The 11,501-nt window shown below is 67.9% G+C and carries 9 protein-coding genes and 1 pseudogene; 5 read left to right on the top strand and 5 right to left on the bottom strand.

Going from position 1 to position 11,501, the window contains the following annotated elements:
• The 4 genes and pseudogenes from ACTIFJ_RS13735 to ACTIFJ_RS13720 all read left to right on the top strand — a co-directional run.
• A pseudogene (locus tag ACTIFJ_RS13735) lies at positions 1 to 467 on the top strand (hydroxymethylglutaryl-CoA lyase); the annotation flags it as partial.
• Complete coding sequence (locus ACTIFJ_RS13730; protein WP_439534679.1) at positions 464 to 2,500, top strand: hydantoinase/oxoprolinase family protein; 2,037 nt, start codon at positions 464 to 466, stop codon at positions 2,498 to 2,500. The pseudogene ACTIFJ_RS13735 and the gene ACTIFJ_RS13730, both read left to right, overlap by 4 nt.
• 13 nt (positions 2,501 to 2,513) lie before the next feature.
• Complete coding sequence (locus ACTIFJ_RS13725) at positions 2,514 to 4,412, top strand: hydantoinase B/oxoprolinase family protein (protein WP_439534678.1); 1,899 nt, start codon at positions 2,514 to 2,516, stop codon at positions 4,410 to 4,412.
• Positions 4,409 to 5,650, top strand: coding sequence for a CaiB/BaiF CoA transferase family protein (locus tag ACTIFJ_RS13720; RefSeq protein WP_439534677.1), 1,242 nt, complete (start codon positions 4,409 to 4,411; stop codon positions 5,648 to 5,650). Before ACTIFJ_RS13725 ends, ACTIFJ_RS13720 begins: the two co-directional genes overlap by 4 nt.
• 36 nt (positions 5,651 to 5,686) lie before the next feature.
• On the opposite strand, the gene ACTIFJ_RS13715 is transcribed toward ACTIFJ_RS13720, so the two are convergent.
• The 5 genes from ACTIFJ_RS13715 to ACTIFJ_RS13695 all read right to left on the bottom strand — a co-directional run bounded on the left by ACTIFJ_RS13715 (position 5,687) and on the right by ACTIFJ_RS13695 (position 10,271).
• Positions 5,687 to 6,886 (bottom strand): serine hydrolase domain-containing protein, encoded by a 1,200-nt coding sequence (locus ACTIFJ_RS13715; RefSeq protein ID WP_439534676.1) that lies wholly within the window; start codon positions 6,884 to 6,886, stop codon positions 5,687 to 5,689.
• Complete coding sequence (locus tag ACTIFJ_RS13710) at positions 6,883 to 7,194, bottom strand: hypothetical protein (RefSeq protein ID WP_439534675.1); 312 nt, start codon at positions 7,192 to 7,194, stop codon at positions 6,883 to 6,885. Before ACTIFJ_RS13710 ends, ACTIFJ_RS13715 begins: the two co-directional genes overlap by 4 nt.
• The gene (locus ACTIFJ_RS13705) at positions 7,191 to 8,249 is read right to left on the bottom strand and encodes a class I SAM-dependent methyltransferase (RefSeq protein WP_439534674.1); all 1,059 of its coding nucleotides are present in this window, start codon (positions 8,247 to 8,249) and stop codon (positions 7,191 to 7,193) included. Before ACTIFJ_RS13705 ends, ACTIFJ_RS13710 begins: the two co-directional genes overlap by 4 nt.
• Positions 8,250 to 8,260: 11 nt before the next feature.
• Positions 8,261 to 9,619: an MFS transporter gene (locus tag ACTIFJ_RS13700; RefSeq protein WP_439534673.1), complete on the bottom strand. Its 1,359-nt coding sequence runs from the start codon at positions 9,617 to 9,619 to the stop codon at positions 8,261 to 8,263.
• Positions 9,620 to 9,707: 88 nt separating this feature from the next.
• A complete protein-coding gene (locus ACTIFJ_RS13695) occupies positions 9,708 to 10,271 on the bottom strand; it encodes a TMEM165/GDT1 family protein (RefSeq protein ID WP_439534680.1) in 564 nt (187 codons plus the stop codon).
• 134 nt (positions 10,272 to 10,405) lie between these two features.
• Between ACTIFJ_RS13695 and ACTIFJ_RS13690 the strand changes: the two genes are divergently transcribed.
• Positions 10,406 to 11,341, top strand: a complete 936-nt coding sequence (locus tag ACTIFJ_RS13690; protein WP_439534672.1) for an aspartyl protease family protein — start codon at positions 10,406 to 10,408, stop codon at positions 11,339 to 11,341.
• Positions 11,342 to 11,501 lie beyond the last annotated feature (160 nt).

Below are 11,501 nucleotides of genomic sequence, written 5' to 3'. Positions count from 1 at the left end.
ATGTGCCGCCCGAGCGGGTTGTGGACCTCGCCAAAAGGATGGCCGATGCCGGCGCGCAGGAGATCGCACTGGCCGATACCATCGGCGTCGGCGTGCCGGGGCAGGTGGGTGATCTGTCCGGGCTGGTCATCGAGGCGGTCGCGCCGATTCCGGTGCGGCTGCATCTGCATGACACGCGCGGCATGGCACCGGCCAATGCCTGGGCAGGGTATCAGGCCGGGGTGCGGACCTTCGATTCGGCGCTCGGCGGCCTTGGCGGCTGTCCGTTCGCGCCCGGGGCGGCCGGCAATGTCGGCACCGAGGAGCTTGTCTATCTGTTCGACCGGTCGGGTATCGAGACCGGATATAATCTTGAAGCCATCGTGGCGGCCAACAGCTGGTTCGCCGAAGTCATGGGCCGGGCGTTGCCCAGCCGCGTCGGCAAGGCCGGCGATTTCATCGTCAAGGGGGAGCGAGTAGCACCATGAGTTATCGTCTGGGTGTCGACGTTGGCGGCACATTTACCGATCTTATCGTCATCGACGAGGTTTCCGGCCGCGCGGTCCGCGACAAGGTGCCGAGCACCCCGCATGATCCGTCGCAGGCGGTGATCAACGGCGCCCGCCAGCTCTGCGAGCGCGCCGGCATCAGCCCGGACGAGCTGGGCCTGTTCCTGCACGGCACCACGGTGGCGACCAATGCCGTGCTCGAGGGCAAGGTGGCGCGCGTCGGCCTGGTGGTCACCGAGGGTTATCGCCATGTCCTGCAGATCGCCCGCTCGCTGGTTCCCGGCGGCATTGCCGCCTGGATCGTCTGGCCCAAGCCCGAGCCGATGGCGCCGCTGGAAGCGACCATCGAGGTGCCCGAGCGGATGGGCGCCGACGGCGTGATCGTTCGCCCGATCGACGAAGCCAAGCTGCGCGAGAACTTGAAGAAGCTGGCCGCGGAGAAGGTCGAGGCGATCACCATCTGCCTGATCAACAGCTACATGAACGATGCGCACGAGCGCCGGGTGGCGGAAATCTGCGCCGAGGAGTTCCCCGACCTGCCGATCAGCATCTCGGCCGATATCCTGCCCGAGATGCAGGAGTATGAGCGCGCCCTGACCACCGTGGCCAATTCGGCGGTGCGCCCGACGGTGGCGCGCTATGTCGGCAACCTCGAGCGCGAACTGAAGGGCTGGGGCACCACCGCCAAGCTCAACCTGCTGCGCTCCGACGGCGGCCTGATGTCGGCCGAAAAGAGCAGCACGGCGCCGGTCAACCTGTTGATGTCCGGCCCCGCCGGCGGCGTGGCGGGCGCGGTGTTCATCGCCAAGAACAGCGGCCATCCCAATGTGCTGACGCTCGACATGGGCGGCACCTCGACCGATGTGGCCCTGATCGAGGATTTCCAGGCGCGGCTGCGCCGCGAGACCAGCGTCGGCCATCTGACCGTCCGCGCCTCCTCGCTCGACGTGAAGACGGTGGGCGCCGGCGGTGGCTCGATCGCCACCGTGCCGGAGCTGACCAAGGCGCTGCGGGTCGGCCCGCAGTCTGCCGGCGCGGTGCCGGGGCCGGCCGCCTATGGCCGTGGCGGCGAATTGCCGACCGTGACCGACGCCAATGTGGTGCTCGGCTATCTGCCGGAGAACCTGCTGGGCGGCACCTTCAAGCTCGACCGTCCGGCGGCTGAAAAGGCCGTGCAGACGGTGGCCGATGCGCTCGGCCTGTCGCTGATGGACGCCGCTGCCGGTATCATCGCCATCGTCAACGAGACGATGTTCGGCGCGCTGCGACTGGTTTCCGTGCAGCAGGGCTATGATCCGCGCGACTTCGCGCTGATGGCCTTTGGCGGCGCCGGGCCGCTGCACGGCAATGCCATGGGCATATTGATGAACAGCTGGCCGGTGATCATTCCGCCGTCGCCGGGCGTGCTCTGCGCCTATGGCGATGCCACCACCCGGCTGCGCGTCGATGCACAGCGCAGCTTCAACCGGCTGGTGACGAACACCGATGACGCTGAGGTAAGCGCGGTGATTGCCGAGCTGAGTGCGCAGGTCACAGCCGAGCTGGTCGCCGAAGGCGTTGTCGAAGGCGATGTCGAGATCGTTACCGAGCTCGACGTCCGCTATGCCGGCCAGGCCTTCGAGGTGCCGCTGAGCGCGCCGCTCGGCACCAAGATCGCCGATCTCGCCGCCCAGTTCGATGACGAGCACAAGCGGCTGTTCACCTTCAACCTCGATGTGCCGCAGGAAATCGTCAACATTCGCGTGGTGGCGCTGGGCAAGGCGGCGAACGTCTCGGCCGAGCGTATTCCCGAGGGCAATGGCGACCCGGTGGCGGCGCGGGTGCGCGACCACAAGCTGTACATGGACGGCAAGCTGCAGGATGCGGCGATTTATGACCGCTCCAAATTGCGGGCCGGTGATATCGTGCCGGGCCCGGCGGTAGTGACCGAGATGGACTCGACTACTCTTGTGCATACCGGCCACGCAGCGACCGTCGATGCGTTCGGCAATCTTCTGATCAACCCGGCCTGAGGGAGGAAAGACCATGCCCGCACGCATCATCCAGACGAACGACACCCCGTTCAGCCAGCCGGTGATCGATCCGGTGACGCTCGACATCATCGAGAACGCGCTGCGCAATGCGCGTATCGAGATGGACGCCACGCTGTTCCGCACCGCCATGTCGCCGGGCATCCGCGAGCAGGGCGACGCCTTTCCGCTGATCGCCAATCCCGACGGCAAGATGATCGTCGGCCAGTTCGGCAGCTTCATCGACGGCTTCCTCAAGGGCTTCGACGGCACCATCGAGGAAGGCGACATGATCTTCCTGTCGGACCCCTATAGCTGCAACGGCGCCGTCAGCCATTCCAACGACTGGCTGGTGCTGCTGCCGGTGTATCGCAATGGCCGGCTGGTGGCGTGGACGGCGATGTTCGGCCACCAGTCCGACATCGGCGGCAAGGTGGCAGGCTCGATGCCGATCGATGCGCGCGCGATCTTCGAGGAAGGCGTGCGCATTCCGCCGGTGAAGATCTACCGCAAGGGCGAGTATAACGAAGATCTGATCAAGCTGGTGATGCACCAGACCCGCAAGCCGGACTGGTGCGCGGCCGATCTGAATGCGCTGATCGCCTCGTGCCGGGTCGCCGCCCGCCGCCTCGACGAACTGTGCCTGCGCTTCGGCGACGACATCGTCATCGCCGCGATGGACGCGCTGCTGGCGCGCAACCACCGCGCGATGAAGGCGCTGATCTCGACCTCGGTGTCGACCGATGCGGTGAGCTTCGAGGATTATATCTGCGACGACGGCGTCGGCTTCGGCCCCTACAAGATCAAGTGCACGATGCAGCGGGTCGGCGACAAGGTTCTGCTCGACTTCACCGGCACCGATCCGCAGTCGGATGCGTCGATCAACTTCCTGCTCAACGAGAACATGTTCAAGATGTTCTTCGGCATCTACATGATCATGGTCTTCGATCCGCAGATCATGTTCAACGACGGTTTCTATGACCTGATCGAGGTCAAGATCCCGGAAGGCTCGCTGCTGAAGCCGAAGTTCCCGGCCGCGCTGTCGGGCCGTACCCATGCGCTGGGCCGGATTTTCGACATCCTCGGCGGCCTGCTCGGCCAGCGGACCCCCGAGTTCCTCTGCGCCGCCGGCTTCTCGTCGTCGCCGCATCTGATGTACTCGGGCCGCGACACGCGCGAAGGCAAGGGCGGCGAGTGGTTCCAGTTGTTCCAGATCGGCTTCGGCGGCATTCCCGGCAAGCCGTTCGGCGATGGTCCGGACGGTCACTCGCTGTGGCCGGGCTTCACCAACGTGCCCAACGAGTTCCTGGAGCGCTATTTCCCGATGCGGATCGAGCGCTACGAGGCGATCGCCGATTCCGGCGGCGCCGGGCTCAACCGGGGCGGCAACGGCATCCTGATGTCCTACCGCTTCCTCGCGGCGGGCAGCATCTCGATCCATGACGACCGCTGGTTCACCTATCCCTGGGGCGTCAACGGCGGCGCGCCGGGCGCGCGGGCCCGCAAGATCCTCGAGAAGCCCGATGGCACGCAGACCATTGTCGCCAACAAGCTCGACAGCCTGCAGGTCGAGGCCGACGATGTGCTGCACTTCATCACCTGGGGCGGCGGCGGCTGGGGCAACCCGCTCGAGCGCGATCCGGCGCTGGTGGCCAAGGAAATCCGCCAGGGTCTGGTGACCTCGGCCGGCGCCCGCGCCTATGGCGTGGTTGCCGATGACGAGGGCGTGCTCGACGAGGCCGGCACCCAGGCGCTGCGCGCCGAGATGAGCGCCAATCGCAGCAGTAATTCCGAAGCCATCTTCAACTTCGGTGGCGATATCGAGACGCTGCGCGCCAATTGCCTGGCCGAAACCGGGCTGCCGGCGCCGAAGCAGCCGATCTGGCACCACAGCCTGGCCGAGGCCGCGGAATGAGTGTGGTGCAGGAGCGACTGGAGACCCCGGGGCCGCTGGCCGGCATCCGGGTCGTGGAGATGGGCCAGCTGATCGCCGGCCCGTTCTGCGGGCAGCTGCTCGGCGACATGGGCGCCGAGGTCATCAAGATCGAGCCGCCGGCGCGGCCTGGTCCCGATGGCAAGAAGGTTGGCGGCGGCGACCCGATGCGGGTCTGGGGCCGCGGCGACTATCCGCTGTGGTGGGAAGTCGTGGCGCGCAACAAGAAGGCGGTGTCGGCCGATCTGCGCGTGGCCGAGGGCCAGGCGCTGGCGCGCAAGCTGATCGCCACGGCGGACATCCTCATCGAGAACTTCCGCCCGGGCACGCTGGAGAAATGGGGCATGTCCCCCGAGGCGCTGCATGCGGTGAACCCCGGTCTGATCATCGTTCGCGTCTCCGGCTATGGCCAGTCCGGCCCCTATTCGGACCGGGCCGGCTTCGGCGGCATCGGCGAGGCGATGGGCGGCTGGCGGGCGATCAACGGCGACCCCGACCGACCGGCCTCGCGCATGGGCGTGTCGATCGGCGACTCTCTGGCGGCGACCTATGGCTGCATGGGCGCGCTCGCGGCGCTGCGCCACCGCGACCGTACCGGCGAGGGCCAGGTGGTCGATTCCGCGCTCTATGAGGCCGTGCTGCAGGTGATGGAATCGCTGGTGCCGGAATATGTGGCCTCGGGCTATGTGCGCGAGCGGTCGGGCTCGGTGCTGCCGGGGATTGCGCCCTCCAACGTCTATCCCTGCTCTGACGGCGAATATCTGATCGGCGCGAACCAGGACACGGTGTTCGGGCGGCTGTGCACGGCGATGGGCCGGCCGGAGCTGGCCAAGGACCCGCGCTACATCGACCATATCAACCGCGGCAAGCGGCAGGTTGAGCTCGATGATCTGATCAGCGAATGGACGAAGACGCTGACGGTTGCCGAGCTCGAGGCGCTGATGATCGAGCATGGCGTGCCGGCGGGGAAGTTGTACAGGCCGCAGGACATGATCGACGACCCGCACTTCCAGGCGCGCGAGGCGCTGATCGATGTGCCGCATCCGCGCTGGGGGCAGGTCAAGATGCAGAATACATTCCCGAAATTCTCCAAGACCCCGGGCAGCGTGCGCCGCAGTGCGCCGGCGACCGTGGGCCAGGACAATGAGAGCGTCTATCGCGAGGCGCTGGGGCTGTCCGACGCCGAGCTGGCGGATCTGGAGAGCCGCGGGATCATCTGATCGGGATTGCCCCCTCCCTGCCGGCAGGGAGGGGGGTTATTTTTTGATGCCTTCGAGGACCAGATTGACCAGCGCCGAGTCGTCCCAGGCGGCGGCGGGCTTGCCGATGCGGATGATGGTCAGGCCTTCGGAGGGGACGACATAGACGCGCTGGCCGCCGGCGCCGTCGACATAATAGACATCGTCACGCGCGAACGGCGCCTTGGCGGGGACCTTGAGGGCGACGCCGAGGCCATAGCCGCGCTGCGGATCGTGCGGGCTGCCGCGCCAGATGTTCATGCCGAAATTGGGGTTCTTTGCCGACGGGCTGGTGATGGTCCTGACCCAGCCTTCGGGCAGCACGCGGGTGCGGCCGACTATGCCGTCGTTGCGCATCAGCTCGCCGACGCGCAGCCAGTCTCGCGGGGTGGCGAGCAGGCAGCAGAAATAATGGGGGTTACCGTTCTCGCGGTCCATCCAGACGGCGGCGTCGCCGGCACCCATCGGCGCCCACAGGCGGCGGGACAGCCAGCCCGAATAGCGCTCGCCAATGGCGGCTTCCAGCGCCATGCCGGCGAGCTGGGTGCTGACATTGGCATAGCCGAAAGTAGTGCCGGGCGGCACGGCCTGGACATAGCGCTGGCTGGCGAGGCGGATATCGGGGGCGAACATCAGCGCCATGAAGCCGGCTTCCGGGTCGCCCGGGGCGGCGGGGGCGGGCTGGAGGCCGCTGGTCATGTCCAGCAGCTGGCGGATGGTGATCTTGCCCATGGGGTGGGCGGCATATTCGGTGAGATGCTTGCCCAGCGGGTCGTCGAGGCTGATCTTGCCGTCCGCCACCGCGATGCCATAGGCCAGCGCCACCACGGCCTTGTGCATCGAGGCGGTGACGTAGCGGTTTTCGGGGGTGAAGCCGTCGGCGTAGCGCTCATGGACCAGCTTGCCGTTGCGGGCGATGAGCAGGGCGAAGCTCTGCTGCTGGTCGGCCCAGGCCTGGGCCTTTTCAATGGCGAACGGATCGATGCCGACGCTGCGGGGCGAGGCGCGGGGGATGCTGTGCGGGCGCGCGGCGCCGGCGACGGTTTCGGTCGGGGTATAGGCCTCGACGCCCTCGACGCTGCGGTCCTGCGGGATGGCCTTCATCCGCGCCATGATCGCCTCGCCGGTGGGGGTGAGGGCGGGTGGCGTTTGGACCGGAGGCGTTTGGGCCGGAGCTGCCGTCGCCAGCAGGGCAACGATGAGCAGCAGCGGCTTCACGCCTTCACGTCCGGGCAGAGCACGTCGAGGATCGCCTGGGTATAGCGGGTGCGTTCGGTGGCGAGCTCTGCCGCCAGGGCGGCGTCGGGCTGGTGGTCGGCGACGGCGCCCGGCGCGACGACACCGGCCTCGGCGAGCAGCGCTTCGAGGACGCGCTGACGGTCCTTCACCACCCAGAGCTCGCGGGCCATGACGAGCAGCGCGTTGGCGACGTCGTCGATCTGGCTGGGGGCGAGCATGCTGCCGCTCTTGGTGACGCGCGAGGCGGCGCCGGGGTCGATGCCCCGATTAGGACTCATGTCGTTCATGCGGGCTTCCTTGCGTTGATCACCCAGGGATAGATGGCGCCATCGAGGCCACCTTCCTCGATGTCGACGAAGCCGGCGTCGCGGGCGGCCTGGGTGAGGTCCAGCGTTGCCGCCTCCCGCCACCAGGGTTCGCCGCCGCGCTGGGCCATCCAGTCGGCGCGCCACTGGCCGAGCTTGTTCATCATCCGGTACGGGGTGACGTCGCTCATCAGCACATGGCCGCCGGGCGCCAGCAGGCGGAAGGCCTCGCGGAAATGGGCGCGGGCGATGTCGGCGGGGATCTCATGCAGCACGATATAACTGCCGACCAGATCGAAGCTGGCGTCGGGGAAGGGCGTGTCCTCGGCAGCGGCCTGGTACAGGTCCCATTCCCAGCCATTGGCGTTGCCGACGCGCAGCGCCTCCTTGAGCATCGGCACCGAGATCTCGACGCCGGTGATCTTGGCGTCCGGGAACACCTGCTGCAGGGCGACGGTGAAATGGCCGGAGCTGGTGCCGAACTCGCAGATGCGGGCCGGCTTGAAGTCCCCAAGGCGCTTCAGCACGGCGCGGCGCTGGCCGAAGATGTCCCCGCCATAGGTCTTGTTGACATAGGCCTTGTGGATATATTCCGAGTGGACGAAGCCCATCTCCGGATGCTCGGTCCAGCCGCCGGTGGTGCGGTGGAACCAGACGCCGTCATAATAATCCGGCAGCTTGAGGTCCGGGTTGAGGTGCAGCCGCGACGGACCCTTGGCCTCCAGCTCGGCGAGCTTGGGGAGCAGCACGTCCGAGGCCTCGGCGAACGCCGACTGGGCGACGCGGCCGTGCTGGACGCTCATGTACTCGCCGATCAGCGAGTGCATGGCGAAGACCTTGGAGTCCTTGATGGCGGACCGGATCACGGTGTCGGCGGCATCGAGGTCTTCGGGCAGCGTGTCGGCGGTGACGCCGGCGTCGGCCAGTTCCTTGGTCCAGCTCGGCCCGAATTTCTGGGTCGACATGGCGACGGACAGCATGAAGTCCATGGCGGCGCGGCCGCCCTGGCGCATCGTTACGGCAGTGGTTGAAACCATGACGTCTCTCCTTATTCAGCAGCGGCGGGCTGGGGTGCCGGATCGACAACCGGCTCCAGCCTGAAGAACAGCAGCGGGATCACCGACAGCGCATAGAGCAGCGCCGGCAGCACCGAGGCGCCGAAATAGATGCCGGTGATGGCATCGGCCGGCTGGTCGATATCGCGCCCCAGCGACGGCTGGAACTCGAAGATCTGCAGCACCACGCCGACGATCAGTGGCCCGATGGCGCTGGCGAGCTTTTCCACCAGGCTATAGGCGCCGGCATAGACACCTTCGCGCCGCACGCCGGATTTGCGGCAATCCTCGTCGATCGCGTCCGGCAGCAGGCTCTGGCCCATCAGCAGCAGCCCGCCGGTGAACACCCCGACGCCGAAGCCGCGCGCCATGATCAGCGGCAGCGCCTCGCCGCGCGACGCCAGCAGCCAGGTCAGCACCATCGTCGAGAAGCCGAGGCAGGCGATCATGTACAATGTCTGCTTGGCGAAGCGCTTGTTGAGCCGCGCCCAGAGCGGAATGGTCAGCAGCGTGCCGGCGGTCGACCCGGTGACATAATAGGCGACCGAGGAATCGGGCGTGCCGAGCACCGACTTGAGCAGGAACAGGATCGAGGCGGTCATGCTCGCCAGCCCGATCAGCTGCATCACCTTGGCGGCCATGATCAGCATGAACGGCCGGTTCTTGAAGACGATGGCGAAGCGCCCGAAGCCGCTTGCCCCGGCTCCGGTCGAGGCGACGCGCCGGGTGCGCAGCGCAGCAGCCCCGGCAGTGGTCATCGCCAGCAGGATGGTGCCGCCGAGGATCAGCCCGATGGCGCCATAGCCCTGGCGGCCGCCGCCCAGCGTCGTCGCCAGCTGCGGCATCAGCCCGACCAGCAGGCCGCCCAGCGAGACGAAGCCGATCCGCCAGCTCATGATCGAGGTGCGCTCGAGCCGGTTGCTGGTCATCTCCGCCGGCATGGCGATATAGGGCACGTTGAACAGCGTGTAGCCGAGCGCGATGATGACCAGGCTGGCGAGCAGCCAGGCCGACAGGCCCATGCCGACAAGCGCCGCCGGCGGATTGAACACCAGCGACACGCCCAGTGCGCCGAACACGCCGCCGGCGAACAGGAACGGCGCCCGGCGGCCCCAGCGGCCCTTCCAATTGTCCGAAATCGTGCCCATGATCGGTGCGGCCACGGCATCGAACAGCTTGGCGCCGAACAGCAGCCCGCCGGCCAGCGCCGGGGCGATGCCGAGCACCGTGGTCATGAAAAACAGCAGCAGCAGCGAGGTGACGGTGAGCACCGTGACCGTGCCCACCGAGCCGATCCCCCAGGCGAATTTCAGGCCCAGGCCAAGGCGGTTTTCGGTTTCATTTCCCATCATGCCATCATGCACCTTGTCGATGCCCCCGCACCAGCCTGCAAATGACTTATCCGCCTGCTGAACATGCGACGCGATGGCGCTGCCCGGCTCAGGTCAGCGCCACCCACAGGCCGGCGATTCCCAGCACCGCGAACAGCGCTGCCGCCAGCCGCCGGACCAGCGCCATCGGCACCCGCTTGAGCAGCGCCTCGCCCAGCCACACCGCAGGGGCATTGGCCAGAACCATGCCCAAAGTCGTCCCCGCCGTTACCGCCCACAGGCTCTGGTAGCGCGCCGCCAGCGCCATCGTCGCCACCTGCGTCTTGTCGCCGATCTCGACCACGAAGAAGGCGATTACCGTCGCCACCAGCGCGCCGCCACGCGGCACCTTCATCTCGCCCTCGTCGAGCTTGTCCGGCACCAATGTCCAGGCCGCCATGGCGAGAAACCCGACCGACACCGCCACCGCGAACCAGGGCCCCGACAGCCACTGCGCCAGCGCGATCCCGGCCCAGGCCGCAAGTGCATGATTGGCCAGCGTCGCCACCACAATCCCGGCCAGCACGGTGAACGGCGCCCGGAACCGCACCGCCAGCAGGATTGCCAGCAGCTGGGTTTTGTCGCCCATTTCGGCCAGCGCCACGACGCCGGCCGAGGTGGCGATCACTGTCAGTATTTCCATCATGGCGCTCCAAAGCACGGGCGGGGACGCGGCGCCAGTCTCGCTCTATTGTCTCGCTCTGGCGCCCCCGCTCCTGCACCGCCGACCTTGCACCGGCCTGACAGGACGCGCATGGCAGGGCGGTCATGCGCTTCAGCCGACGCCTGCTTCTGGCCGCGCCCGCGGCGCAGCTCCTGTCCCGCGGACTGTCGGCGCAGCCATCGCCGCCGCTGATTCCGCCCGCGCAACTCGACGACGATCTCGAGATCCAGGGCGACCCGATCGAGGCGGCGCGACGCCGCGCCCGGCTGTTCATCGATGTCCGCGTCAACGGCGAAGGGCCGTTTCGCTTCCTCGTCGACAGCGGCGCCGACCGCTCGGTGGTCGGCGCAGCACTCGCCAGCCGTCTCGCACTGCCAGTCGCGGGGCGGGCCACGCTGCAAAGCCTCGCCGGGCCCAGCGAGGTGCAGACCGTCCATGTTTCGCAGCTGGCGCTCGGGGCCAGCCTCAGCGAAAACCTCACCCTGCCGGCGCTGCCCGAAGCCTGGCTCGGCGCCGACGGGCTGATCGGCATCGACGCGCTGGCCGAAAGCCGCCTGCTGCTCGATTACGAGCGCCGCAGCGTGACCGTGCAGGACAGCCGCACGACCCCGCCGCGCAGCGACGACGAGATCGTCGTCACCGCCCGCCGCCGCAAGGGCCAGCTGATCCTCGCCGAAGTGCGGCTGCAATCGCAGCGGCTCTACGCCGTCATCGACTCCGGCGCCGAAATGAGCGTCGGCAACCTGGCACTGGCCAGCCGCCTGCTCGGCCGCCGCCAGAAGGCCGAAATGCGCCGCGTCGAACTGATCGCCGTCACCGGCGAACGCCTCGCCGCTGACATGGCCATCATCTCACGGCTCGAAATCGGCCGCTTCACCATCCAGAATCTGGCCATCGCCTTCGTCGACGCCGCGCCCTTCACGCTGTTCGGCCTCGCCGACCAGCCGGCACTGCTGCTCGGCTCCGACGCGCTGCAAAGCTTCCGCCGCATCGCGCTGGATTTCGGGCGGCGTCGGGTGCGGTTTACGTTGCGGCGGTAGGGTGGCGGGAAGAAAGGAGGGCCTCCGGCGGTAAAGGGGGCCTCCCGCGGCTGGGGGGGGGGGGCGGAGCCCCCCGGCAGGGGGCATGGGTGAAGCCCCCCCCCAGCAGGCGCGGGCACCCCCGGGCAGAAGGGGTGGGGGGGGGTGGGCCCCCGGCCCC

The sequence above is a fragment of the Polymorphobacter sp. genome, assembly GCF_051860865.1.
In the GTDB taxonomy this organism is placed as follows: Bacteria; Pseudomonadota; Alphaproteobacteria; order Sphingomonadales; family Sphingomonadaceae; genus Sandarakinorhabdus.
Note: the sequence above shows the minus strand (reverse complement) of the source record. Positions and strands in the feature narration are given on the sequence as shown.